Consider the following 25,699-nt stretch of genomic DNA (forward strand, 5'->3'; position numbering starts at 1 on the left):
ATTTTAGAACGTGTTCTCATTCGCAGACCATTATGACCTGAATCACCGGGCCGTCGACAAGTGGGGGACCACCATCCGGTCGGGAGATCACCAGATCGGTACAGGAGCCTGGCCGAGCGGGTAGTAGCCGGGCAGTTTCTCGCCGGCGATGCTGCGTTCGATGCGCTTGCGCATTCCGGCGCTGAGATCGCCGGACTCGATGAGCTTCGCGAACATCTTCGCGACGTGACCGAAGTCGAAGAAGTCACGCTGCCACTCGATGAGCCCCTCGCCGTTGAGGCGGAACCAGCTGCCGCCGATGCCGTAGATCTCGTCCTGGCTGCCGTCGGTCTTGTTGACGATCTGCTTCCAGAAGCCGACGATTTCGCCCTGCTTCTCGTCGATGAGCACCTTCTGGTACTCGTAGACCCAGTTGTCGAGGCCCTCCATCTCCAGGCCGAGCGCGACATCGCGGATCTCGTCGACGCCCACGCACATCACATCTTCCTTGGGGCCGATGTTCCAGCCGTAGGTCGCGTCTTTGGTGTAGAAGTCGGCCAGCGGCTTCCAGTCACCGGCCTTTTCGCAGTCCTTGTTGGCCTGCAGCCAGCGGTCGACCCATGCCTCGAGATCTGCGCGAGAGTGTGACGCCATTGTCCTCAGTCTTCCTTCTCTTTGATGAATAGTGCTTGCGTTGGGCACATATCGACCGCGCGCTGGACTTCATCGCGGGCGTCTTCGGGCGGCTCGGGGTCAATGATCTCGACCTTGCCCCGCTTGGGCACCTGGAAAAAATCCGGCGCCTCCAGTTCGCACATGGCGTGGCCCTGGCACAGATCCAGGTCGACTTCGATGCGAAATGCCATGCCAGAACCCCTAGGCGGTGCGCTTGCGGTAGCGGGCTTTGGCGGGTCGGGCCAGCTGCACCACCATCTTCGAGTGATCGTTGTGGTAGCTATCGGCGGGCTGTGCCATCTCAAACTCATACTCGCGCAACAGAACCGAGAAGATCGCCTTGATCTGCATCTGGGCGAATGCGGCACCCACGCAGCGATGCCGGCCCGCACCGAACGGAATCCAGGTCCACCGGTTGACGATGTCGGCCTGCTCGGGCTTGTTGTAGCGGTCCGGCTTGAACGCGTCCGGGTCCGGATAGTCCTCCGGGATGCGGTTGCTGATCGCCGGGGACGCCGCGACGAAGTCACCGTCGTGGATCGGAAAACCCTCGACTTCGAATTCGCCCTTGGCGACCCGCATCAGGATGATCAGCGGCGGGTGCAGGCGCAACGTCTCCTTGACCACGTTGTCCAGCTTCGGAATCGACCGCAGCGCATGGAAACTCACCTCTTGACCGTCGGCGTAGAGCTCGTCGAGCTCGGTGAGCACCTCCGCATAGACCTCGGGATGGCGGATCAGCTCGATCAGGGTCCACGCCGAGGTCCCCGAGCTGGTGTGGTGCCCGGCGAACATCAACGAGATGAACATCCCGGTGACCTCGTCGGCCGAGAACCGAAGATTGTCCTCTTCGTCTTTGATCGACACGAGCACATCGAGCATGTCGCGGTCGGCCTTGTCCTTGGGCGGATTGGCCAGCCGATGGTCCATGATCTCCTGCACCACCGCAACGAGTTTGACCCGTGCGTCATCGCGGCGCTGGAAGCTTTCGATCGGCAGGTACGGGTCGACGTAGCACAGCGGGTCGGTCCCGCGTTCCAGTTCGTGGTAGTACTCCGCGAACCGATGGTCGAGCTGCTCACGGAACTTCAGCCCGATCAGGCAGGCTGTCGACGTGTAGATCGTCAGCTCGGCGAAGAAGTCGAGCAACTCGATCTCGCCCTCGTCGCCCCAGTTGGCGATCATCTTCTTGACTTCGCCCTCGATGGTGGCGGCGTGGCCCTTCATCTGCTCGCCGCGCAGCGCCGAGTTGTGCAGCATCTCCTTGCGCCGCTCGGGGCTGGCGTCGAACACGACACCTTTGCCGAAGATCGGCGTCATGAATGGATACGCCTCGGCCTGGTCGAGGTCCTCGTCGGCGGACCGGAAGAAGAACTCGTTCGCGCCCGAGCCGGAGAGCAGGATGACGTGCTTGTCTACCAGCTGGAACCAGCCGACGTCACCGCACTCCTCGCGGATGCGCTTCATCAAACCGATTGGGTCGGTGCGGAATTCCTCAAGATGGCCGTGCTCTTGTTCGCCGCCGGAAACCCGGGGCACGATAGCGGTTGTCATGACGGCATCCCCTCTTCGCCGAGTGCGAGCTTCTGGCGGTCTGTGTTGTCGGCCAACGGGGCTTCGGGCTGAAGCTCCATGTTCGCGATGAAGCCACCGCGCGGTGTCTCGGCGACGAACGTGATGGCTCGCCCCAGGTCCGACGCGCGCAGGAAGTAGTCGTGGCGGGCCTGGCCCCACTTGGCCCAGTCCTGCAGGGCGGGGCCGATCTTTTCGGCCGGCAGGCTCCAGCCCATCGACGTCTTCGTCGGGCCGGGGTGCACGATCGAGGCCCGCACGCCGGTGCCCTCGAGCTCCATCTGGAAGTTGGTGACCATCGCGACCAGCGCTGCCTTGGCCGCTCCGTAGGCGCCCATGTGCGGGCGCTGGCGCAGCGCCACGTCGGAGCCGACGAAGATCAGGTCGCCACGTTGGCGCTCCAGCATGCCCGGCAGCACCGCCGCGGCCAGCCGGTTGGCGCCGACGAGGTGGATCTGCAGCTGCGACTCGAACTCGTCGGTAGTGATTTCGGCGAGCTTGCCGAAGTAGGTGTCACCGGCGCCGGCCACCAGCACCTCAATGTCGCCGAGTGCGTTGACCGATTGTGCGACAAAGGATTTCACTGAGTTAGGGTCGGTGACGTCCAGGTGGAATCCGACCGCCTCGCCACCGCCAGCGTTGATCTTGCCGACGATGTCGTCAAGCTTGTCGACCCGGCGGGCGCCCAGGGCGACCGGGAAGCCGTGCGCCGCGAGTTCGATGGCGGTGGCTTCCCCGATGCCGGCGGAGGCGCCGGCCACGATCGCCGGTCGACGTTCGGGCAGGGGGGCAAAACGAGGCATCAGCGGGTCTCCACGGTGATGGGTAGGTGAGCGAATCCGCGGACATTGCTGGAGTGGACGCGGACGGCGTTGGCCTCGTCCACCTGATATCCGCGGATTCGCTTGAACAACTCGGTGAGCGCGACCCGGGCTTCCATCCTGGCCAGATGGGCACCCAGGCAGAAGTGCGCGCCACTACCGAAACTCATTAATTTGGAGCCGATTTCACGACCAATCAAGTAGTCGTCCGGGTTGTCGAACACCCGCTCGTCGCGATGGGCGGAACCGGGGAGCAGCAGCAGGACGTCCCCGTCGGGGATCGTGGTGTCGTACAGGGTGAGCTCGCCGGCGACGGTGCGAGCGAGGATCTGGCTGGACGTGTCGTAGCGCAGGGTCTCCTCGACCCACGGCGTCACCAGTTCGGTGTCGTCGTAGACCCCGGCCAGCTGATCGGGATTCTTGTGCCCCCAAAATGCGGCGTTGGCAAGCAGTTTGGTGGTGGTCTCGTTTCCGGCGATCACCATCAAGAACATGAACCCGATGACTTCGTCGTCGGTGAGTCGGTCGCCGTCGATCTCGGCTTCGAGCAGCGCGGTGGTCAGATCGTCGGACGGCGTGCTGCGTCGCTCGGCCACCATCTGCTGGTAATAGACGATCAGGTTGATGGACGCCTCGACGGCCTCCGGCGGCACGTCGGTGACGCCCTCGTCGCGGTGCATCACGCCGTCGGCCCAGGCTCGGACCTGGACGCGGTCCGCCTCGGGGACGCCCATCAGTTCGGAGATCACGTCCATCGGCAACTTGCCGGCGAACTCGTCGACGTAGTCGACGGCGGCGCCGGATGCGGCTGCCTGCAGCATGGTGTCGAGATGCTTGACCGCGATCTCGGTGACCCGTGGCTCGAGCTCGCGGATGCGTCGTGGCGTGAAACCCTTCGACACCAGGGTGCGCAGCCGTAGGTGGCCCGGGTCGTCCATCGCGAGGAAGCTCATCGTCTTGCTGGCGTGCGGGCCGCGCGACGCCGAACTTGTTGGAAAGCGTTGTGCTGTTGCGGAATCCGTGCAGCACATCCTGGTGCCGGGACAGCGCCCAGAAGTTCAATTCCTCATTGCGATATAGCGGAGCATCGTCGCGCAGCCGCCGGTAATACGGATACGGATCTTCGTGGAAGTCATAGTCGTAAGGATCGAGGACCAATTCGTGGTCTCCAACATGGACGGTCATTTAAGTTGTTGTCTCCTGGCTCGTCTCCCCGGTGCCGGGCAGGATCAGACTCACTACATAGGCCAACCGGTCGGCGATCTGGTGATAGGTGAATTGGCCACTGGCGGCTTGTACCAGTGCGCCGAAGAACGTCATCTCGAGCGCGGACACGGTGCCGGCGTCGGCGCCGGGCCCGATTGCCGTCGCGATGCGGCGGTGGATCTCCGCGCCGATCCGGTCGCGCGCGGCGCCTACCGCGGGATCGGCGCCGCCGCCGAGCAGGGCGATCGTGCATGCCGCCCCGACCTCGGGCTCATCGGCAACCACCAGGGCCAGATGGCGCAACACCTTGTCCACCCGGACCGGCATGGGGTCGTTGACGTCGGTGAAGAACGGGACCTGTTGGACCAGGTCCAGGTACACCTCGGCGATCAAGTGGTTTTTCGACGAGAAGTAGGTGTAAGCGGTGGCCGGGGCGACTTTGGCCCGGGCCGCGACGGCGCGCACCGTCAGGTCGGCGTACGACTTCTCGCGCAGGGTTTCGATGCCCGCGGCAAGCACCTTGCGGAAGGTCTCCTCTTGGCGGCGATTGCGCGGCGCCTGACCGGTCGGTTGCTCGGCCTGGGCTGTGGCCGTAACCAGGGCATCGCTGGACACATGTCCAAGCTATCGGACGGATGGGAAGCGAAGCAAGCCCGACCGGAAAATACACAGCTTAATGTGCATTTACGCGGCACTTTGCAGCTGGTTATCAGATCGGCTCTTGCACCCTGGATGGCCCGACGGCTATGGTGCGATGGAACATTATCGGACAACTGTCCATTCGATTGGGCGGATGGATTCCCCCTTCGATTTGCCACGCGTAGACCACGCATAGACGGGAGTGAGAGATGGCCTTGTTGGCCGGCGGCGTGAGTGAACTCTTCATCGACGGCAAGATGTCGGCCGGCGGTGCCGGTACCTTCCCGACCATCAACCCGGCGACCGAGGAAGTACTCGGCGTGGCTGCCGACGCCGACGCCGAGGACATGAGCCGTGCGATCGATGCCGCACGCCGCGCCTTCGACGAGACGGACTGGTCGCGCAACACCGAGTTACGGGTCCGGTGCGTGCGCCAGCTGCGCGAGGCGATGCAGCAGCACCTCGAGGAACTGCGCGACATGACCATCGCCGAAGTCGGCGCGCCACGGATGCTCACCGGAATCGCTCAGCTCGAGGTCCCGGTCAACGACCTGGCGTTCGCGGCGGATACCGCCGAATCGTATGAATACAGCCAAGATCTCGGCGAGGCAAAGCTGATGGGCATCCCCACCCGGCGCACCATCGCCCGTGAGGCCGTTGGTGTCGTCGGCGCTATCACCCCGTGGAATTTTCCGCACCAGATCAACCTCGCCAAGATCGGGCCCGCGCTGGCCGCCGGAAACACCGTGGTGCTCAAGCCCGCCCCCGATACCCCCTGGTGTGCTGCCGTGTTGGGCGAACTCGTCGCCGAGCACACCGATTTTCCGCCCGGTGTGATCAACATCGTCACCTCCAGTGATCACAGCGTGGGTGCGATGTTGTCGAAAGACTCTCGGGTGGATATGGTTTCGTTCACCGGGTCGACGGCCACCGGCCGCGCCGTGATGGCCGATGGCGCCGCGACCATCAAAAAGGTGTTCCTCGAGCTGGGGGGCAAGTCGGCCTTCATCGTCCTCGAAGACGCCGATCTGGGCGGTGCGGTGAGCATGGCCGGGTTCTCGGTGTGCATGCACGCCGGGCAGGGATGCGCGATCACCACCCGGCTGGTCGTGCCACGGGCCAAGTACGACGAAGCCGTCTCGATCGCTGCCGCGACGATGGGCGGCATCAAGGCCGGTGACCCGACTGACCCCGGAACCATCTGCGGCCCAGTGATTTCGGCGCGCCAGCGGGATCGCATCCAGGGTTACCTCGACTCGGCGACCGCCGAGGGCGGGACGTTCGCGTGCGGAGGCGGCCGGCCGGCCGGCCGCGAAGTCGGTTTCTTCATCGAGCCCACCCTGATCGCGGGCCTGGGCAACGACGCTCGGGTATCGCGCGAGGAGATCTTCGGTCCTGTCCTGACTGTGATTCCGCACGACGGCGACGACGACGCCGTGCGTATCGCCAACGATTCGGCATACGGGTTGTCGGGCACGGTATTCGGCACCGACCCGGAGCGGGCGGCGCGGGCGGCCGCGCGGGTCCGCGCCGGCACGATCAATGTCAATGGTGGCGTGTGGTACTCGGCCGACGCACCGTTCGGCGGATACAAGCAGTCCGGAAACGGTCGCGAGATGGGATTGGCCGGTTTCGAGGAGTACTTGGAGACCAAGACCATCGCGACAGCGGTTTAACCAGAGGAGCTTGCAAGCATGAGATTTGAGAACAAGGTCGCCATCGTCACCGGATCGGGCGGCGGCATGAAGCTGGACTTCCTGCTCACCATCGATCCCGAGTACTACAAGAAATTCATGAGCGTCAATCTCGATGGCGCGCTGTGGTGTACCCGTGCGGTCTACAAAAGAATGTCCAAACGCGGCGGCGGGGCGATCGTCAACCAGTCGTCTACCGCGGCCTGGCTGTACGCGAACTACTACGGTCTGGCGAAGGTCGGCATCAACGGCCTGACCCAGCAGCTCTCGCGCGAGCTGGGCGGCCGCAACATCCGGATCAACGCGATCGCACCCGGCCCCATCGACACCGAGGCCAACCGCACCACCACGCCCAAGGAGATGGTCGACGACATCGTCAAGGGTCTTCCGTTGTCGCGCATGGGAACTCCCGAGGATCTGGTGGGCATGTGCCTGTTCCTGCTGTCGGATGAGGCCAAATGGATCACTGGGCAGATCTTCAACGTTGACGGTGGACAGATAATACGGTCATAGCGCGCCGACGACGATGCAGAACGAAGTGATGAGGAAGAGCGGCGTATATGACTAGCGAGCTGAAGCTGGGGTATATCGGGCTGGGAAACATGGGCGCGCCGATGGCCACGAAGATGACCGAATGGCCGGGCGGGGTAACGGTTTACGACATCCGGATTGAGGCGATGACGCCGCTGATAGAAAAAGGTGCCGGCATCGCCGACAGCGTCGCCGACATTGCCGCCGCCGACATCATCCATATCACCGTGCTCAACGATGCCCAGGTGCGTGAGGTCGTCGGCGAGCTGGCCGCCAATGCGAAGCCCGGCACCGTCATCGCGATCCACTCCACCATCAGCGACACCACCGCCGTCGAGCTGGCCGCCGAGCTCAAACCGCAAGGCATCCATGTCGTCGACGCGCCCGTCAGTGGTGGGGCGGCCGCGGCGGCGAAGGGCGAGCTCGCCACGATGGTGGGCGCTGAGCGCGAGGTGTACGAGCGAATCAAGCCGGCATTCAAACACTGGGCGGCGATGGTCATCCACGCCGGCGAGCCTGGTGCCGGGACGCGAATGAAGCTGGCGCGCAACATGTTGACGTTCACCTCGTACGCGGCGGCATGCGAAGCCATGAAGCTGGCCGAGGCGGCGGGGCTGGATCTACAGGCGCTGGGCCGGGTGGTGCGCCACACCGACGCGCTGACCAGCGGGCCGGGAGCCATCATGGTGCGCGAGGACATGAAAGACCTTGAGCCGGGCAACTTCCTGTACGAGCCGTTCTTGCACACTCGTGGCTTGGGGGAGAAAGATCTGAGCCTGGCGTTAGGTCTGGGCGAAGCCGTATCGGTTGACCTGCCGCTCGCCCAGCTGGCATATGATCGGCTGGCGGGCGGCCTCGGGGTGCCGCACACACAGAAAGAGACGTAAATGGACGAATTGCGCCGCAAGGGCCTCGAGAAAATGAATGAGGTCTACGGGTGGGAGATGCCCAACATAGAGGGCGACGCGTACTTCGACCTGACCGTCGACCACCTGTTCGGCAGTATCTGGAACCGGCCGGGTTTGTCGATGCGCGACAAGCGGATCATGACGTTGACGGCCGTGACGGCCGTGACGGCAGTCGGAAGCCGTGACCTGGCCGAGATCCAGATCAATGCGGCACTGCTGAATGGAGAACTCACCGAGGACGAGCTCAAGGAGATGGCCGTCTTCCTCACCCACTATCTCGGGTTCCCGCTCGGTTCTGCGCTCAATGGGGCGGTCTCAGCCGTGGTGGCAAAACGCAAGAAAGCCGCCGCGAAGGGTGTCGGCGAGGACAAGAAGGCCAACGTCGAGGGTGCGCTGAAGATGCACTCGGGCAAGACCGACTAAGTCGGCTCGCCGGGGTGGGCGATCGCTTCAGTAAGGCTGGCCGCCTTCGGGCATCACGTATTCGGAGGTCGGCCCGAAAACCCCGTTGATCGTTGTTCCGCCTTGGATCATGCCCGGAGCCATGCCCAGCATGTTTTGCGGGAAACCAAGGCTCGGTTTGGTCAGCTTGTCGAGCCGGGTTAGTTCCTCGGCGCTGAGGTTGACGTCGACGGCGCGGACGTTGTCTTCGAGCTGCGAAAGTCTGCGTGCCCCAATGATGATCGACGAGACGGCGGACCGTGCGTGCAGCCACGCGAGCGCCACGCTGGCCACGTTGGTGTGATGCGCTTTCGCGATGACCTCGAGTTCGTCGATGACCGCGTAGGTCCTGTCGGTGAGGGTGGCCTCCACCAGCGCGCCGCGATCGGCGTTGTGCTGACCGACATTTCGCCGGGTGTACTTGCCGCTGAGCACACCATTTTTCAGGGGTGACCACGGTGTGATGCCGAGGCCGAATTCGCTGGCCATCGGAACCAGCTCTCGTTCGACGGTGCGTTCGAGCAGCGAGTACTCGATCTGCAGACCGACGAATGCCGACCAGCCGCGGAAGCGGGCGATCAGGTTGGCCTCGACGATCTTCCACGCCGGGGTGTCCGAGACGCCGATGTAGCGAACTTTTCCGGCCGCAACCAGGTCGTCGAGCGCTCCCATCGTTTCCTCGATGGGAGTGTTCGGATCCCACATGTGCAGCCAGTACAGGTCGATGTAGTCGGTTTGTAGTCGTCGCAGCGAGTTGTCGCAGGCGTTGATCAGCGATTTGCGTCCCGAGCCACCACCGTTGGGATCGCCGGGATACAGGTTGCCGCTGAACTTGGTCGCGATCACCATGCGATCGCGGCGGTCCGTGTGGCGCCCGATGTGGTCGCCGATGATCTTCTCGGAGTGGCTGCGGGTGTAGAAGTTGGCGGTGTCGATGAAGTTGCCGCCGAGTTCGGTGTACCGATCGATGATCTGCTGGGACTCCTCCACGCTGGTACCCCAGCCGAGATCCTCTCCGAACGTCATTGCGCCCAGGCACAGCGGACTGACGCGCAAACCGGACCGTCCGAGTGTCACGTATCGATCCAGCGGCATGGTGCCCACTTCCTGGTACATTGTTCGGATATGAGGTTGTTCATTGCTAAACTAGTTCACGACTGAACGATCTGGCAAGTCGATGTCTGCGGTTGATGCGGCCAAGATCTGGTCACTGAATTATCGGGTGCTGCTCTCCGTCATCTCGTGCGCTGAGCCCAATATCTGCGCATTGGGGCTCGAGTCCAAGGAACTGTTCCTGCTGGCCGAGGTCGACGAGCACCCCTACCCGGCCGAACTGGCCGCGACGCTGAGCATGCCCAAGGCAACGGTGACGCTTTACCTGAAACGGCTTGAGGCCGCGGGGTTCGTGACCCGCGAGATCGATCCGTCCGATTTGCGGCGTCATCGATTGCTGCTCACCGCGTCCGGGAGGCAAGCGGCCAAGAAAGGCCTGTCGTTGCTGTCCGACGAGTTCAACAAGCGTCTGGGACGTCTGAGCGCAGCGCAGCAAAAGGACCTCAAAAACCTGCTCGAGAAAATTCTGTAACGCCGTGGCGCTAGTCTGACCTCTCGTGCGCGTTCTGGTGATCGGCTCCGGTGCCCGTGAACATGCCCTGCTGTTGGCTCTCAGTAGAGATCCGCAGGTCACAGGGCTTGCCGTTGCTCCCGGCAACGCCGGCACCGCCCGGTTGGCCGAGCAACACGACGTCGACATCACCTCCGGCGAGGCTGTGGTGGTTTTGGCACGCGAGGTGCGGGCCGACCTGGTCATCATCGGGCCCGAGGTCCCCTTGGTGCTCGGGGTAGCCGACGCCGTGCGCGCCGCCGGCATCGTGTGCTTCGGGCCCGGCAAGGATGCGGCTCGCATCGAGGGCTCGAAGGCATTCGCCAAGGAGGTCATGGCGGCCGCCGGGGTGCGCACTGCGTCTAGCGAAATCGTGGACAATCCCGCACATTTGGATGCAGCCCTCGATCGCTTCGGCCCGCCGGCAGGGGATCCGGCCTGGGTGGTCAAGGACGACTCTCTGGCGGGCGGCAAAGGCGTGGTGGTGACTCCGGATCGCGACGCCGCCCGCGCCCATGGTGCCGGCCTGCTAGAAGCGGGTCATCCCGTGCTGCTGGAGTCCTTTCTGGACGGCCCGGAGGTTTCGCTGTTCTGTGTGGTCGACGGCAAGACGGTGGTCCCCCTGCTGCCGGCGCAAGATTTCAAACGGGTGGGTGACGGCGACGCGGGCCCGAACACCGGTGGCATGGGCGCCTACGCGCCGTTGCCATGGCTTCCCGACGATGTATACCGGCAAGTGCTCACCGCGATCGTGGAACCCGTTGCGGCCGAGATGGTTCGGCGCGGATGCCCATTCTCCGGTCTGCTCTATGTCGGACTCGCCATCACCTCCAACGGGCCGGCAGTGGTCGAATTCAACTGCCGCTTCGGCGATCCGGAGACCCAGGCCGTACTGGCCTTGCTGGAATCACCACTCGGGCAGCTGCTGCATGCCGCCGGCGCCGGCGAACTCGCTAGCTTCGGCGAGTTGCGCTGGCGGGACGGTGCCGCGGTGACCGTGGTGCTGGCGGCCGAGAACTACCCGGGGCGTCCCCGGGTAGGTGACGTCATCGCCGGGTCCGAAGCCGACGGTGTGTTGCACGCCGGAACGACGCGCCGCGACGACGGCGCAATCGTCTCTTCGGGCGGCCGGGTGCTGTCAGTGGTGGGCACCGGCGCCGACCTGTCCGCTGCGCGCGAGCACGCCTACCAGATTCTGCGCTCAATTCGGCTGCCGGGCAGTCATTTTCGTAGCGACATTGGATTGTTGGCGCAAGAGGGCAAGATCCAACTTTAGAACGCCACAGCTTCGGCCTCAATTTATTTGGCGTCTCATCTTGAATCGTGAAGCAGTGTCCAGGATGTCAAGTTCACGACTAAGGAGATCAGCCAGGTTGTTGATCGCGGGGACTGCCGACCGACAGGCGGTCAGGCCGAAGGTTAGCTGGTTATCGATGCGGGTGTAGCTGATGTTCAGCGCCTGCCCGCTGACAGGAACCGACAACGGGTAGAGCGCTTCGAGGCGAGCACCGTTCCAGTACAGCGGGCCGCGAAGACCGAACAGATTGCAGATCATGACATTTGGAGGGTGCAAGAGTGTTATCGGACGGCCTAAAGTTATTGCCAATGCGAGTGGTGTAGCGCCGAGCACGCTCATCGCCAGTACCTGTGTTTGGCTACGGGCGGCGAGCGCGGTGAAGCCTTCGCGCATGCCCTCGCATACGGCCTGCAGGCGCTCTGCCGGGTTGGCCAAGTGCGTGGCCAATGAGCACATCAGCAATCCGAGCTTGGAGTCGGTGTCCGGATTTGTCCTGTCGGTAGAGTGGTTGCCGGGCACTACGATTGGCACCATCGCCACCAGTGGCATTGATGGTAACGCGTTGCGAGCGGTTAAGTACTGACGTAGTGCCCCGGCGCACATAGCCAGCACAATGTCGTCGATCGTGGCATCGGTGCGCTTGGCAACTCGCTGCAGCCGCTCGATCGGGAAGCTACAGCCCGCGAAGGCCCGATTGCCACTGATTGGCACGTTGAGCGGGCTGCGCGGGGCGGCCAGTGTCAGGGGACCGCCTCGGCGGCACGCTGCACGCCAGGTGGTATCTGCGAGCGGTAATGCCATCCCCGCCATCCCTGCGACCGCGGCAAGTGCGCCCCGAGCAGCGTTGCGCAGGCCGTCGCCCGCGAGCATCTTCGGCATCACCCACGTAGCCTGGATCGTGTCCAGCCAATCGCTGCCGCCCACGGGTGGGGTTAGGCTGTGTGGCCCAGTCTGCTCGGCCGTCTCCCAGAAGGCTGGCATGCCACGCCGATTCGGGTCGGTGCCAACGATTTGCTGCACCAGCCGTGCCGGCGAGACCCTAGCAAGTAATGAAGGATGAGTCTTGATGTAGGCGGCGCACCGGTGATCGTGGAGGCCTTCGATCAAGTGGAACTGCCACAGCGGGCGGGTACGGTCGAGCAGCTCGCTATGCAGGCGCGAAACCAGATCCCACAACTCGGTGAGGCCACCTGGCGCGGGCAATGCCGAAATCCTTACGTGATAGCTCAGATCGATTTCGGGGTCGGTGCGCCAATGCCACTGTCCGAGCGAACGAAGCGATCGATGCGGGCGCAGCCTCCACTCGGGCGCGGCCCGTTCGCGAGCTAGCGCTGCAGTGACCATGTCTCGCAAGTGCCATCCTTTGGCGTCCTCGGGCGGCCCGAGTAACGCAACGGAGCCGACGTGGAGCGGACGTTGCGGTCGCTCGGCTATAAGGAACAGCGCGTCAGTGGGCGACATTAAGAATCCCATGGGCAGGGCAACCTCCGGCCGATTCAGATGACGACCCATCAGATTGCGCCCGCCAGCACGAAAGCGATCTGCGCAGGTTGCACTGTGTGAGGGATTTTCACCTATCAATATTTCCGTGCGTGCTCAATTGCACACCCAGCCGTGTGCACGCAAAAGAGCGCGAGCCGCTGAGCGGACCGGTAATCACGGGCACGGTTATGTACGGCAGAAACGTTGGCGGCGCGCAGCGCGTAGCGCAGCACTGATTTGTCAAATCCTATGAGTACTCGGCTGGGTCAGTGCAACTCGCGATGCGGCACTACACTCGGTGCGAACGTAGATCGTGAATGGTCCGACGACGATCGGACTTTGTCTGATGTGTCTTTGCAATGCTGGTGACGAGACGGGATTTACATGGTCTTTTCCTCGATGTTACAGCCAAGCGCATGCCGTTGTGCAGCGGTGTCGGCGAACTGATGCAGCGAGGATCTTCCGAAGGCCGCGAACGGTCCGTTCAGCGGACCACACTATTGCGTGCTAAATGTGAAGGCACGCAATATATGCGCGCGTAATGGCCGTACCTCAGTGCTGAATGGTCGAGCCAAAGTAGTCCTGCCCGAACGGATAGGGAGATCGGAGATTTCTGGTGCCGCTGCTTTCGATGTCATCATCAACACAGCGAGTGGGGCCATGTTAGGCGGATGCATACATCTCCTTCATGCGATCAAAGCGCCACTACGTCCCACGGCCAGCATCAGCGACGGGACGGCGCCTCGATTTTCCGTTGTAAGACGCGGCGGACTAGCAACGCGGAAGGGTGAATCTTGGAGAAGCGCAGTGTCGCAAGGCACAATTTCTGTTCCCGACTCCGCCGCGCGCCGTTGCCGGCGCCAGCGCGGCGTAAGGCCTGTTGATGGTCGGGGACGGCAATGTCGCGAAAGTGCCATGCGGCCGAGGCGTTCTCGAGGGTGCTTTCACGCTACTCAACGTGCTCAGCCAAGCCGACAACGGACTGGGTCTGACGGAGCTTTCTCGCGAAACCGGATTGGCCAAAACCACCGTGTATCGGCTGGTCGAGCAACTCGTCAAAGTTGGTGCAGCCCAAAGCATTGACCACCGTTACTTCATCGGACCGACGGTTGCCCGGCTGGGCCGGCGTTGGCAACCCGATCCACAGCTGCGCAATGCGGCTTACGGGCCAATCCGCAGCCTTGCTGAGACGGCCAACACTGCAGCAGCAGCATACGTGCTATGCGAAGAGCGCGTCCAGCTTGTCACCGCGGCAGCGGCCCGGGGTCGCTTCTGGCTACCGCCGAGTGACCTGGATGCAGAATCCTTGCCGGGCACTGCGGTTGCGCGGGTACTCCTCGCCACGGCCGGCGACAATGGTGCGAGTAGTGGCCAATGCGGAAGCAGTTGGCACCAACGTCTGCAGTCAGATCTCAGGGATTGGCGACCATTCGTCACCGACGACCAGGACACCACCGAAGGTATCCGTTGGTTGGCCGCGCCGATCTGGCGTAGCGACGACCGTTGTGCCGCCGCGGTTTCTGCGCTAGTTGTCGGCCCCGTGCTGCCTTCGGGCCTCAAAGACCTTGTCGTGCGCGCTGCTAAAGACATCAGCCAACGGCTTCATTTGGAAGCAACACGCGGTGTGCATAGCGCTGGTTGAATCCACCGGGCACACTCACGCGGGGAACCCGGTAGTCGTGCCCGCCAAGGGCAGCACGATCTCGCCGCGGATCGGAGGTCAGTTCCCGCGGCGTGGAGTTCAGCATCTGCGCGACGCGTGCGTACCGGTTTCGCATTTGCGGCCAATTCTGCTGCTGTGCAGCAATTCCCGCGCAACGACTCCGGCCCCAGATCTCGGTGATGGCGGCCCCGACAGGGCGGGCAACTCGTATATCGAAGCGGTTAGCTGAGGGTTGCTCTCTCGCACGAATACGACGTTGCTGTCTCGACCATTTCAATGATCTGCTCAACCTCGGCGTTAGGCTGGCCATCATCGATTTGATGCTGGCAGCGTCTCCGGGAGACCCTGGTGCGTCACTACATGCACCCTCGTAAGAATGAAGGTGCATCAACGCGGAAGGCTGCTATCTCCAAGATTCGTTCGATGTTGCCGACGGTTTGTTCGTGCTCAAAGCTGCTGTCTGAGACGGCGACACCGGGCGAGCGCTGCGTTAAAAAAATCCAACACGAGCTGCTACCCGTCCGCTCAGCGGACCGGACCGTTGCGCATCGAATTTATCAGGGTGTGCAATAAGCAGACGCAAAGTAAATGCCTGTGATTTGAGAACTTCTGGATACGTATCGTCAGGCGATCTCGTCCACATTGGCAGGCCAGGTCGACTTGTCCATATCAATATGTCTGCGTAAGGAAGGAGATGCGGGTGGTCCCGCCATTAAATCCGTAGCGTCACTCGAAGATTTTTGAGGGCTTCTGTGATCTTTGCGCATATTCGAACATTTTGCAGTGGAGCTTTTTCATGCTACAAGGTAAGGAGATCATGAGGTATGAAATCGACTCGAAAGCCTGAGCCGGTACCCGGTTGTAGTGAACAAATCGAGATCACGCCCGCCACGGCTAGCCAGGTCAGAGTTCCGGTGTTGAAACAGTCGCTAAACGACGTCGGCCTGACCTGTGAGCAGACCTCCGATAGTCAACTTGTGGAATTCATTGGTGAGGTGCGTTCGAATTTCCCACAGCAGCAGCCAGGTGATAGCCAAGGTTTCTTCATCGGCGCGCGAGTTGAGGGGTTAAGGAAAGCATTGCAGGCCGAGGCGGGTCAGTTCATCGACGCAGTGTCGCACCTCGGGTTTGATTCCGTCAGCCATGCGCGCGTTGCCGAGGCCGCGTCGCTGCCTGATGCGGCCAACTTTTACCGCCATATCTTGAAGGACAACCCGGGCGGCGTGGAGTACGTGAATCAGCTCACCAAGGCGACGTGGGAAGAGTCCGATGCCGCCGCTTTCGCCCACGACCTAGCCCGGGACAATCCCTACGGTGTTCTCATGCTGGTGAAGTTGAGCCTTAAAGACATCCAGGCTGTCGCGACTGCAGATTGGATGGCTGAAGACGGACCGCAAATCGGTCCGTGGTCCGACGGGCTCTCAGACGTGATTAATCAGGCCACATTCAATTGTCTGAGCAGCAAGAGCGGGAAGGTCGATAGGTACAGCTGCCATAAGGGCCAGCAACCGGACAAGCGGTGGGGACTGAACTATAGCGCGTACTTTCCCTACACCAACGATTTGTCCACCTCTGACGCGGTCACCAAGCAGTACAGCGAATTGGCCGACAATATTTCGGCGACCACCGTGAAGGGTATGGACCACCCTAGCCTGGAAGCTGCGTTGGCCAACGTGATGAATCCGACCATGCACGAAGGCTCATCCGACTATGACAGTCGGACAGCAAATGGTGGAAAGGATTCGGAGCGGGTCATCTTTTTCGCCGACAATCCCACATTCAACAGTCAGGGCGATGTGACCGAATGCGACGGCGTCGGGGTGATCGACGTTACATGGCGGTTGCAAGTCCAAAACTACAAATCGAAGAAGCATAAAACCCACACCACCTCCTTCGAGGTGTGGACTCGCTCCATGTTTTACCCCTCAGTTTACGGCGACAATAACACCACCACGATCGGTAATCAGCTCACAGATGACTGCAACCTCTGCCCGGTAAGGAGTAATTGATCATGACTTCTCTCTCGACACAAATGGCGAGGCCTGAACCCGTTCCTCAATATCAGCTCAAGATTTATACGACGCTTCCCCCCAATAGCCAGGACACCTTCAACAACTCGCTCCAGATCGCACCGTCTGACCCCAACCCGATGGCAGCGGTGCTCTACGCACCTGATCTGCAGAACATCGGCTGTCTCGATAACACCGCCTCGAGCGTGGAAAGTGCCTGGGGCAAGACCGTCACAACTGGATTCAGCCTGTCCACGACAGTCACCTTCTCGATCGAGTTTCAAGCCGAAGTAAATTTCATTGTCGAGAAAGATTCGATCAAGCTCGGCATGAGCATCTCGTTCACTGCTCAATACAATAAATCGATCTCCGAGACGATGACCTTTACCGTCCCGGCTGGCAAGAAAGGCTTTCTCTACCAGGGATACCTGTACACTCAGCTCCTTCAGCACAACACCACGCAACGGACCTACGATTGGGTTCCGGGCTCACGAAGTGTGTTCCTCAGCAACATTCTCTACACGTCTGCGGTTCCCGCCACCGGCACAGCGACCTTCTCCAATTCTTGACAGCACATGTGGTCCGGCCGAAAGTCGGCGTTGTCGTGAAATGTTTGGTCCGCGACCGTCTGGTAGCAGCAGTCCAGGATCGCGCAGCGGTGGATTTTGCCGCTGTAGGTGCCGCATGAGCGCTGATGGATTTCGGTGACGGCGTCGTCGGGGCCGATCGGCCCGCTAGTCTCACCGCAATCGGGCACCGGGTGTCGGAGATAGTGCTGTAGCGGGGAGCGCGTCAATCCGGTTATCCGGCAACCGGATCCAGTCGCGCAAGAGGGCAAGATCCGACTTTAGAAAGCCACAGCTTGGCCGTCGCGACGCGGATCGCTGGCCGCAAGGTACCCGTCGTCGAGGCGCCAGATCGCTTGGCAGCTGCCGAATGCGTTGTAGTCGTCCACGGTGAGCGGGTCGTGCCCGCGCTGCCGCAGCTCGTCAAGCGTTGACGCCGGAAAGCCCTGCTCGCAACTGATCTGCATGCCCTGCACCCAGCGGAACCGCGGGCCGTCGCAGGCCGCCTGCGGGTTCTGGCCATAGTCGGCGATACGAACCATCACCTGCACGTGGCCCTGGGGTTGCATCGGACCGCCCATCACGCCGAAGCTCATCACCGGCGCGCCATCTCTGGTCACGAAGCCGGGGATGATCGTCTGGTAGGGGCGTTTATTCGGCCCGACCTGATTCGGATGTCCTTGATTCGCAACGAAAGCCGATCCGCGGTTGTGCAGTGAGATGCCTGTGCCGGGTACCACCACGCCGGACCCGAATCCCAGGTAGTTCGACTGAATCATCGACACCATCATGCCTGAGGCGTCGGCAGCGGTGAGATATACGGTGCCGCCGGTCGGGGTACCCGCCGACGCCGGCTTGGCTCGGTTGCGGTCGATCAGCGCGGCCCGCTGTTTGAGATACTCGGCGTCCAGCAGGTCCTCGGGGCGCAGCGGCATGTGGTCGATGTCGGAGACGTAGGCCTGCGCGTCCGCGAACGCCAGTTTGAGCGCTTCGATCTGCAGATGCACGCTGTCCGCGGAATCGACTGGTAGCGAGGCCATGTCGAACTGTTGGAGGATCCCGAGCGCTATCAACGCCACGATGCCCTGCCCGTTGGGCGGTAGCTCGTGGACGGTATAGCCCCGGTAGGCACCGCTGATCGTGCTCACCCAATCGGCGCGGTGAGCGGCAAGGTCGTCGGCCCGCATTGCGCCGCCGTTCGCCGTTGCGTGCGCGTCGAGTCGGGCCGCAAGTTCCCCGCGATAAAATGCCTCGCCGTGGGTGGCTGCGATCTTCTCGAGTGTGTCCGCGTGCGCAGGAAGCCGAAAAAGCTCACCGGCCTTGGGTGCTCGTCCGCCGGGCAGGAAGGCGTCGGCGAACCCAGGCTGAGATTTGAACAGCGGCACCTGCGCATCCCATTGCTTCGCAATGGCTGGTGAGACCGGAAAGCCGTTGCGGCCATAGGAGATCGCCGGCTCGAAGAGGCGATCGAAGGGGAGCTTGCCGAATTTGGCGTGCAACTGAACCCATGCCGACACCGCTCCTGGCACGGTCACCGAGTTCCAGCCGTGTGCGGGAACGCCGTTGTCGCCGAAATACTCTGGCGTCCACGCGGCCGGTGAACGGCCAGATGCGTTGAGGCCGTGTAGCTGTTTGCCATCCCATACGATGGCGAAGGCATCCGAGCCGATGCCGTTGGACACCGGCTCCACGATTGTCAGCGTGATGGCGGTGGCGATCGCCGCGTCGGCGGCGCTGCCGCCCTGGGCGAGCATCCGCAGACCCGCTTGGGCGGCGAGTGGCTGCGATGTGCACACGACGTTTGCCCCCAGAACGGGCGTTCGTGGCCAGGCATACGGGAAGTTCCAGTCGAAGGGTGCGCTCACGTTCGCGAGCGTAGCGCCGCGGCGATTTTCGGCGCCATACTCCGCCGTGTGACATTACGCTCGCGGCTCGACGGCCTAGGCCGTCAGCAGTGGTGCCATCCAGGTGAGTTCGGCCGGCAGCTGCGAACTCCAGAAGGCGGGGTTGTGCCCCCCGGGGGAGAAGCCACCCGCGGGCGGGTTGGGCAGCTGGGCGATGAACTGCTTGGTCGCGTCGTAGAACGGATCACTGTCGCCACAATCAATCCGGATCGGAATCGACGCCAGCGCCGGCATTCCGAACACCGAATTCGCCGCGAAGTCATCGGAGCCGTCGAATGCGCCGGGTGCCGCCGCGCCCGAAGACATCCACAGCGCCGGGCTCACCGCGCAGATCGCCGCGGTGCGTGCGGGTCCCAGCCGACCGCCGAGCAGCAAGGCGCCATAGCCGCCCATCGACCAACCCAGGAACGCCACTCGCGAGGTGTCCAGATGTTGGCTGTCCAGCATCGGAATCAGCTCTGACAGCACCATCGCACCGGAGTCCTCGCCGGAAGCCCGCTTGTGCCAGTAACTACCGCCGCCGTCGACGGCGACGACCGCGAATGGCGGTAGTCCGGCATTGACGGCTTGGGCCAGCCCCTGCTCAACACCGCCGGCCATCACGGTGGCCGCGTCACTGCCCTTGCCGTGCAGCGCGATCACCGGCCGCAGCGGCTTGGTCTGTCCCGGCGGCCGTGCGATCGCCCAGTTGGTCGAGATCCCACCCCGTGCCGCCGATACGAAGGAGCCGGTCGTCATGGTCGGCGCCGGGTCCCCCGCGGGAGCCGGGTCGAGCGGTGCGGTGGGCGGCGCCATTGGAACCTGCGTGCTGGCCCTCGATACCGGGATGCTGCGAGATGTTGTGCTGTGCAATAGGTTGTCGAGCGCAAATGCGCCCGCTGCACCTATGGCCGCGCCGGCACCAAGACCGAGCACGGAGCGGCGGCTCAAGTCGGGCATGCGGGCCATCATGCCATGGGCGTTTAGCGGAAATGGCAATGCAGTACCACTTTGGCTGGCACGATGGCTACTCGTGACTGCAGCGGTTACTCCGAAAGGAGAACGTCGACGGTATGCGCTGGTGAGCGCTGCCGCCGAGCTGCTTGCCGAAGGCGGGTTCGAAGCGGTGCGGCACCGAGCGGTCGCACAGCGGGCCGGCCTGCCATTGGCGTCCACTACCTACTACTTCTCTTCTCTGGACGACTTGATCGCACGGGCAGTCGAACACATCGCGATGATCGAGGTGGCTCAGCTGCGCGCGCGTGTCAACGCGCTGTCCCGCCGGCGCCGCGGCCCTGAGACCACCGCCGAGGTGCTGGTCGACCTGCTGGTGGGCGACCTCTCCGATCAGACACTCGTCGAGCAGCTGATATCGCGATACGAGCGAAACATCGCCTGCACCCGCCTGACCGCCTTGCGCGAAACCATGCGTCGCAGTTTGCGGCAGCGTGCCGATGCGGTCGCCGAGGCGATCGAGCGATCCGGCCGCGCCGTGCGTATCGAGTTGATCTGCACGCTGATCTGCGCCGTCGATGGTTCGGTGGTTTCCGCGCTGGTCGAGGGCCGCGATCCGCGCACCTCGGCAATGGGCACCGTGATCGACATCATCGACGTGCTCGCACCCATCGACGAACGACCCGTGCGGATCTGACCAATCACTGGCCGGTCAGCTCGGCAGGCAATGACGGCGTCACGATGTACCCACTGGCGGCGTCTCCGTAAATCGTGATGCGGCCCGGGCTGCGCTGGGAGTACAGCGCCACGTAAGCGCAGAGCACGGCGTCGATCGGGTCTTCGGCGCGACGTAGATCGCTCTTGCGCTGCGCCATCGTCACCTGTTTGCGTAGTGCAACCCAGTCGCGGTGGTCGGTGACGCGCAACGGCACGTCGGTAGTGGCGAGCCGCTCGACGCCGTCCATCAGCAACAGCAGCTCGGACTTGAGCCGCTCGAGGGTACGGCCGGGCTTGGCCTTGTATTTCAAGGTCCGCTCCAGCCGGAACAACGCGACGGTTGCCGCGTGCGGGTAGACCTCGATCGCGCGCTGCGCGGTCGACGACCGTGGATCCATGTCGAGCCCCAGTTTCTCGGCCAGCCGCGCCCCGCGCGGCCCGTTGGCGAACTCGGGCTTCCCGGTGTTGACCGGATGCGCGCCGGCCTCGAATCTGCGGAAGTCGCGGTTGAGCGCGGTTTCGGCTGGGCGCTGACCAGTGGGGTTGTTCACCACCAGGGGTGCATCGAATCCGATCACGCAATGCCCGTTTACGTAAGGGCGCAATGCCGCGAGGATTTCGTCATCGTCGCCGACCGCGACGGCACTCACCAGGTCGCCCTCGGAGTCGACGACGGCGACACCGGTCGGGTTGCGAGTGCCCCACGCGAGGTCGACCCCGGCGTAGTACATCCCCACAGGGTATGACCGCGACCGTAAACTGTGTGCTTGTGAGCATTCCGAATGTGCTGGCCGCCCGCTACGCAAGTGCCGAGATGGTCGGGATCTGGTCGCCGGAGGCCAAGGTCGTCGCGGAGCGGCGGCTGTGGCTGGCCGTGTTGCGGGCGCAGACGGAACTCGGTGTTCCGGTACCCGCCGAAGCGGTCGCCGATTACGAGCGGGTGCTCGAGGACGTGGACCTGGCCTCGATCGCGGCGCGCGAACGGGTGACCCGGCATGACGTCAAGGCGCGCATCGAGGAATTCAACGGCCTGGCCGGTCACGAGCACGTGCACAAGGGGATGACCAGTCGTGACCTGACCGAGAACGTCGAGCAGCTGCAGATCCGACGGTCGCTGGAGCTGGTTTTCTCCCATGGCGTGGCGGTGGTCGCACGGCTCGCCGAGCGGGCCGTGACCTATCGCGATCTGGTGATGGCCGGACGCAGCCACAACGTCGCCGCGCAGGCCACCACGCTGGGCAAGCGATTCGCCTCGGCGGCACAAGAGACGCTGATCGCGTTGACGCGGCTGCGCGAGTTGATCGACCGCTATCCGCTGCGCGGAATCAAGGGCCCGATGGGCACCTCGCAGGACATGCTCGACCTGTTGGACGGCGACGCAGCCAAGCTGGCCGCGCTCGAGCGTCGTGTCGCTGAATTCCTGGGCTTTGCAACCGTTTTGACCAGCGTCGGACAGGTGTATCCACGTTCGCTGGATCACGATGTGCTCTCAGCGCTGGTGCAGCTCGGCGCGGGGCCGTCGTCGATGGCCCACACCATCCGGCTGATGGCCGGGCACGAACTCGTCACCGAAGGGTTCGCGGAAGGGCAGGTCGGTTCGTCGGCGATGCCACACAAGATGAACACCCGCAGCTGCGAACGCGTCAACGGACTGCAGGTGGTGCTGCGTGGCTACGCCTCGATGGCCGCCGAGCTGGCCGGCGCGCAGTGGAACGAAGGCGACGTGTTCTGCTCGGTGGTACGCCGAGTCACCTTGCCGGACAGCTTCTTTGCCATCGACGGCCAGATCGAGACGTTCTTGACGGTGCTCGACGAGTTCGGTGCCTACCCGGCGGTGATCGAGCGCGAGCTGGATCGCTATTTGCCGTTCCTGGCCACCACCAAGGTGTTGATCGCGGCTGTGCGCGCGGGCATGGGCCGCGAGGCCGCGCATCACGTGATCCGCGAACACGCGGTGGCAACGGCGCTGGCGATGCGAGAACGCGGTGCCGAACCCGATCTGCTCGACCGGTTGGCCGCCGACGAGCGGTTGCCACTGAACCGTGTGGCGCTGGACGCCGCGCTGGCCGACAGAAAGGCGTTCACGGGCGCCGCCGCCGATCAGGTCGATGAGGTCGCTGCGATGGTCGACACGTTGGTGGGCCGTTACCCGGATGCGGCCAAATACGCACCGGGCGCGATCCTGTGACGCTGGCTGCCGCGCTGTCGGGGATCGACTTCACCGACCTGGATAACTTCGCCAACGGTTTTCCGCACGAGTTGTTCGCCGTGCACCGCCGCGAGGCGCCGGTATATTGGCACGAGCCGACCGATAACACCCCCGACGCAGAGGGTTTCTGGTCGGTCGCGTCCTACGCGGAAACTCTTGCGGTGCTGAAGGATCCGGTGACGTACTCATCGGTGACCGGCGGCGCTCGGCCGTTCGGCGGGACGCTGTTGCAGGACCTGGCCATCGCGGGCCAGGTGCTCAACATGATGGACGACCCGCGGCACTCACAGATCCGCCGATTGGTCAGCTCCGGGCTGACGCCGCGAATGATCTCTTCCGTCGAGAACGACCTGCGGGCCCGGGCGCGACGGCTGCTGGATGCCGTGGTACCGGGCGAACCGTTCGACTTCCTCGTCGATATCGCCGCGGAACTGCCGATGCAGATGATCTGCATCCTGCTGGGAGTGCCTGAATCCGAACGGCATTGGCTATTCGAGGCTATCGAGCCGCAGTTCGACTTCGGTGGCGCGCGCAAGGCGGCGCTTTCCCAGCTGTCCGCCGAAGAAGCAGGTTCACGGATGTACGGCTACGGCCAGGAGCTGATCGCCTCGAAACGCGCCAACCCGACCGACGACATGTTGTCGGTCGTCGCCAACGCGACGGTCGACGAGGTGGACGGGCCGGCGCCGTCCGATCTTGAGGTCTATCTGTTCTTCAGCCTGCTGTTCAGCGCCGGTGCGGAGACCACCCGTAACGCGGTTGCCGGCGGGCTGCTGTCACTGGCCGAACATCCCGACCAATTACACGCGCTGCGAGCGGATTTCGGCAAGCTCCCGACGGCGGTCGAGGAGATGGTGCGCTGGACATCGCCGTCGCCATCCAAGCGGCGCACCGCCGCCCGCGATGTCGTACTCGGCGGCCAGTCGATCGCAGCCGGACAGAAGGTGCAGATCTGGGAGGGCTCGGCCAACCGCGACGCCGACGTTTTCGACCGCGCAGACGAGTTCGACATCGGCCGAAAGCCCAATCCGCACTTAGGATTCGGCCAGGGCGTGCACTACTGCCTGGGCGCGAACTTGGCGCGCCTGGAACTGCGGGTCCTGTTCGAGGAGCTGCTGTCACGCTTCGGCGCCGTGCGGGTGGTGCGGCCTGTCGAATGGACGCGAAGTAACCGCCACACCGGCATCCGGCATCTGGTCGTGGAACTGCTCGAGGAATCGTGAGGTTCCGGCTCGCCGACTTCGAGCCGTCACCCGATGTGTTCGCCGCGGTGATGGCGACCGGAATTCTGTCGATCGCTGCGGGTAACCACCACTACGGGGTGATCAACCAAGCACTCGGCGTCCTCGCTTCGCTCGGCTTTTTGGTCCTGGTCGCGTTGGTCATCGTGACGCGCCGGCTTGCGCGCTGGGACTTCACCGATCCCGATGTCACGTTGCGGCTGTTCACGTTTGTTGCCGCCTGCGCGGTGCTGGACAGCCGGCTGGCAACCCAGCCGGCATTGCTATGGGTGCTGGGACTGGCCGCACTGGCGTCCTGGCTGGTGCTGGTCGCACTCAGTGCCCGTAACATGTCCACGCGAGGGTGGTCGGCGCTGCGACGGCAGGCCCATGGGGCGTGGGAGCTGGCCAGCGTGGGGACCTCCGGTCTGGCGATCGTCGCCAGCAAGGTTGCCCGGTACCCGCCGCGGCACTGGTGGCTTTCGGCGGCGGTGTTCGTCTGGGTGGCGGCGCTGTGCATCTACGCGCTGATGACCTGGCTGATCCTGTGGCGCACGGTCGCCGAGCGGCAGCACCGGGCCGGGTTCGAGCCCGATACCTGGATCCTGATGGGCGGCTTGGCCATTGCGACGTTGGCCGGCGACAACATCCACCGCCTGGCGCCCGCTTGGCTGTCCGGGCCGGTGCTTGTCGTCACGGTGGTGACCTGGCTGGCGGCCACACTGTGGATACCGCCCCTGATCTACTTCGGATTGCATCGGATGAGTCATCGCCCCGAGATGCTGCACTTCGCCGGTGTGTGGTGGGCGTTCGTGTTCCCGCTGGGCATGTACTCGGCGGCCAGCTACACGATGGCGGCGGAACTTGGGCATCGATCGCTGATCACCGTGTCGCTGGTCTTCTGCTGGGACGCGTTGGCGGCGTGGCTGATTGTGGCGATCGCCGGGCTGCTACGCGCCCGGCGTGCGATCGCGGGGGATTAGCGCGCGCGAAGCGCGATCCCCGCCGAGCGCAGCTCGAGGGCTGCCAACGCCCGGATCGTGAAAGGATCCTCGCGCCGCCACCCGCCGACCGGGTCCGCATTGATGGCGGCCAGTTTCCCCGGTGCACGGTTGGTCAGTGCCCGCAGCGCCAGCAGCTGTTCGCCGGCCGGGGTGGCGGCCAGGGCGGTCACCGTCAACTTGCGCCGGAAGAACCGCAGCCGAAGGTAAAGCCACGGCGCGGTTGCGATGAGGATCGGCGGTGCAACGACGGCCAAGGCAAGCAGCATCGCGAGCCAGCCTGCCGTGGTGTCGAGCTCGTGTAGGGCGCCCGCGATATTGACGGCCGCCTGGCTTGCCGAATTGAGCGGTTTGCTGACGGTATCGCCGACGACCGGAATGTGTTGCGCGCCATGACCCGCTGAGGCAAGGTTGCCCGCGATGCTGTGGGTGCCGTCCTCGACTTGACGGCCGGCTTGCGCGATCGTCGAGATGGCGTCGTAGACGGCGGTGCCGACAAGCAACCAGATCGCCGTCCATACGACGATGGCGGCGTCGCTGAACAGCTGGGCCAGCAATCGGCCGGGCGTGGTGGCGTAGGGCAAAAAGCGCGATCTCATAACCTCGATCCCAGCACAGCTCCGGGCCCG

General features: G+C 63.6%; 24 protein-coding genes and 1 pseudogene. 13 read left to right on the forward strand and 12 right to left on the reverse strand.

Going from position 1 to position 25,699, the window contains the following annotated elements; translation table 11 throughout:
- Positions 1-87 precede the first annotated feature (87 nt).
- From H7K34_RS11665 to H7K34_RS11690, 6 genes and pseudogenes are all read right to left on the reverse strand, one after another.
- Positions 88-633, reverse strand: coding sequence for a hypothetical protein (locus tag H7K34_RS11665; RefSeq protein ID WP_108920434.1), 546 nt, complete (start codon positions 631-633; stop codon positions 88-90).
- Between the two features lie 5 nt (positions 634-638).
- Positions 639-845, reverse strand: coding sequence for a ferredoxin (locus H7K34_RS11670; protein ID WP_264062044.1), 207 nt, complete (start codon positions 843-845; stop codon positions 639-641).
- 10 nt (positions 846-855) lie between these two features.
- Positions 856-2,208 carry a cytochrome P450 gene (locus tag H7K34_RS11675; RefSeq protein WP_264062045.1) on the reverse strand — a complete coding sequence of 451 codons (1,353 nt, stop codon included), beginning with the start codon at positions 2,206-2,208 and terminating at the stop codon, positions 856-858.
- The gene (locus H7K34_RS11680; RefSeq protein ID WP_264062046.1) at positions 2,205-3,029 is read right to left on the reverse strand and encodes an SDR family oxidoreductase; all 825 of its coding nucleotides are present in this window, start codon (positions 3,027-3,029) and stop codon (positions 2,205-2,207) included. The genes H7K34_RS11675 and H7K34_RS11680 overlap by 4 nt, the downstream gene beginning before the upstream one ends.
- Positions 3,029-4,232, reverse strand: a pseudogene (locus H7K34_RS11685) (cytochrome P450). Before H7K34_RS11685 ends, H7K34_RS11680 begins: the two are co-directional and overlap by 1 nt.
- Entirely contained in the window at positions 4,233-4,868 is a 636-nt protein-coding gene (locus H7K34_RS11690; protein ID WP_264062047.1) for a TetR/AcrR family transcriptional regulator, read from the reverse strand. It lies immediately after the preceding pseudogene.
- 233 nt (positions 4,869-5,101) lie between these two features.
- Between H7K34_RS11690 and H7K34_RS11695 the strand changes: the two genes are divergently transcribed.
- Genes H7K34_RS11695 through H7K34_RS11710 form a run of 4 tightly spaced genes read left to right on the forward strand, consistent with a single transcriptional unit; the run spans position 5,102 to position 8,448 of the window.
- Positions 5,102-6,568, forward strand: coding sequence for an aldehyde dehydrogenase (locus H7K34_RS11695; protein WP_264062048.1), 1,467 nt, complete (start codon positions 5,102-5,104; stop codon positions 6,566-6,568).
- An 18-nt stretch (positions 6,569-6,586) separates the two neighbouring features.
- On the forward strand, positions 6,587-7,099 hold the full coding sequence (locus H7K34_RS11700) for an SDR family oxidoreductase (RefSeq protein WP_372510739.1): 513 nt from the start codon (positions 6,587-6,589) through the stop codon (positions 7,097-7,099).
- 47 nt (positions 7,100-7,146) lie between these two features.
- Entirely contained in the window at positions 7,147-8,004 is an 858-nt protein-coding gene (locus tag H7K34_RS11705) for an NAD(P)-dependent oxidoreductase (RefSeq protein ID WP_264062049.1), read from the forward strand.
- On the forward strand, positions 8,005-8,448 hold the full coding sequence (locus H7K34_RS11710) for a carboxymuconolactone decarboxylase family protein (protein WP_264062050.1): 444 nt from the start codon (positions 8,005-8,007) through the stop codon (positions 8,446-8,448). It abuts the gene before it with no gap.
- A gap of 27 nt (positions 8,449-8,475) precedes the next feature.
- On the opposite strand, the gene H7K34_RS11715 is transcribed toward H7K34_RS11710, so the two are convergent.
- Positions 8,476-9,570, reverse strand: a complete 1,095-nt coding sequence (locus tag H7K34_RS11715) for an aldo/keto reductase (protein WP_264062446.1) — start codon at positions 9,568-9,570, stop codon at positions 8,476-8,478.
- 73 nt (positions 9,571-9,643) lie between these two features.
- Between H7K34_RS11715 and H7K34_RS11720 the strand changes: the two genes are divergently transcribed.
- Complete coding sequence (locus H7K34_RS11720; RefSeq protein WP_264062051.1) at positions 9,644-10,051, forward strand: MarR family winged helix-turn-helix transcriptional regulator; 408 nt, start codon at positions 9,644-9,646, stop codon at positions 10,049-10,051.
- Between the two features lie 25 nt (positions 10,052-10,076).
- Complete coding sequence (gene purD / locus H7K34_RS11725) at positions 10,077-11,345, forward strand: phosphoribosylamine--glycine ligase (protein WP_264062052.1); 1,269 nt, start codon at positions 10,077-10,079, stop codon at positions 11,343-11,345.
- 18 nt (positions 11,346-11,363) lie between these two features.
- On the opposite strand, the gene H7K34_RS11730 is transcribed toward purD, so the two are convergent.
- Complete coding sequence (locus H7K34_RS11730; protein ID WP_264062447.1) at positions 11,364-12,839, reverse strand: wax ester/triacylglycerol synthase family O-acyltransferase; 1,476 nt, start codon at positions 12,837-12,839, stop codon at positions 11,364-11,366.
- 892 nt (positions 12,840-13,731) lie between these two features.
- Between H7K34_RS11730 and H7K34_RS11735 the strand changes: the two genes are divergently transcribed.
- The 3 genes from H7K34_RS11735 (at position 13,732) to H7K34_RS11745 (ending at position 17,089) form a co-directional block, all read left to right on the forward strand.
- Entirely contained in the window at positions 13,732-14,490 is a 759-nt protein-coding gene (locus H7K34_RS11735; protein WP_264062053.1) for a helix-turn-helix domain-containing protein, read from the forward strand.
- 845 nt (positions 14,491-15,335) lie between these two features.
- Positions 15,336-16,520, forward strand: coding sequence for a lectin (locus H7K34_RS11740; RefSeq protein WP_264062054.1), 1,185 nt, complete (start codon positions 15,336-15,338; stop codon positions 16,518-16,520).
- Positions 16,521-16,522: 2 nt separating this feature from the next.
- The gene (locus H7K34_RS11745; RefSeq protein WP_264062055.1) at positions 16,523-17,089 is read left to right on the forward strand and encodes a hypothetical protein; all 567 of its coding nucleotides are present in this window, start codon (positions 16,523-16,525) and stop codon (positions 17,087-17,089) included.
- A gap of 278 nt (positions 17,090-17,367) precedes the next feature.
- On the opposite strand, the gene H7K34_RS11750 is transcribed toward H7K34_RS11745, so the two are convergent.
- Positions 17,368-18,951 (reverse strand): gamma-glutamyltransferase family protein, encoded by a 1,584-nt coding sequence (locus tag H7K34_RS11750; RefSeq protein WP_264062056.1) that lies wholly within the window; start codon positions 18,949-18,951, stop codon positions 17,368-17,370.
- A gap of 75 nt (positions 18,952-19,026) precedes the next feature.
- On the reverse strand, positions 19,027-19,941 hold the full coding sequence (locus H7K34_RS11755; RefSeq protein WP_264062057.1) for an alpha/beta hydrolase-fold protein: 915 nt from the start codon (positions 19,939-19,941) through the stop codon (positions 19,027-19,029).
- 61 nt (positions 19,942-20,002) lie between these two features.
- On the opposite strand from H7K34_RS11755, the gene H7K34_RS11760 reads away from it, so the two are divergent.
- Complete coding sequence (locus H7K34_RS11760; RefSeq protein WP_372510740.1) at positions 20,003-20,620, forward strand: TetR/AcrR family transcriptional regulator; 618 nt, start codon at positions 20,003-20,005, stop codon at positions 20,618-20,620.
- Between the two features lie 4 nt (positions 20,621-20,624).
- Here H7K34_RS11760 and H7K34_RS11765 read toward each other — a convergent pair whose 3' ends face one another.
- Positions 20,625-21,371 carry a DUF429 domain-containing protein gene (locus H7K34_RS11765; protein WP_264062059.1) on the reverse strand — a complete coding sequence of 249 codons (747 nt, stop codon included), beginning with the start codon at positions 21,369-21,371 and terminating at the stop codon, positions 20,625-20,627.
- Positions 21,372-21,409: 38 nt separating this feature from the next.
- On the opposite strand from H7K34_RS11765, the gene purB reads away from it, so the two are divergent.
- The 3 genes from purB to H7K34_RS11780 are packed head-to-tail and all read left to right on the forward strand — an operon-like array spanning position 21,410 to position 25,052.
- Positions 21,410-22,828 carry an adenylosuccinate lyase gene (gene purB / locus H7K34_RS11770; protein ID WP_264062060.1) on the forward strand — a complete coding sequence of 473 codons (1,419 nt, stop codon included), beginning with the start codon at positions 21,410-21,412 and terminating at the stop codon, positions 22,826-22,828.
- Positions 22,825-24,072, forward strand: a complete 1,248-nt coding sequence (locus tag H7K34_RS11775; RefSeq protein WP_264062061.1) for a cytochrome P450 — start codon at positions 22,825-22,827, stop codon at positions 24,070-24,072. Before purB ends, H7K34_RS11775 begins: the two co-directional genes overlap by 4 nt.
- Entirely contained in the window at positions 24,069-25,052 is a 984-nt protein-coding gene (locus H7K34_RS11780) for a tellurite resistance/C4-dicarboxylate transporter family protein (RefSeq protein ID WP_264062063.1), read from the forward strand. The genes H7K34_RS11775 and H7K34_RS11780 overlap by 4 nt, the downstream gene beginning before the upstream one ends.
- On the opposite strand, the gene H7K34_RS11785 is transcribed toward H7K34_RS11780, so the two are convergent.
- Positions 25,049-25,669, reverse strand: a complete 621-nt coding sequence (locus H7K34_RS11785) for a hypothetical protein (RefSeq protein WP_264062064.1) — start codon at positions 25,667-25,669, stop codon at positions 25,049-25,051. The two genes, H7K34_RS11780 and H7K34_RS11785, sit on opposite strands and share 4 nt — an antisense overlap.
- Positions 25,670-25,699: the final 30 nt, after the last annotated feature.

The organism is Mycobacterium montefiorense (assembly GCF_025823255.1).
GTDB classification, from domain to species: Bacteria; Actinomycetota; Actinomycetes; order Mycobacteriales; family Mycobacteriaceae; genus Mycobacterium; species Mycobacterium montefiorense.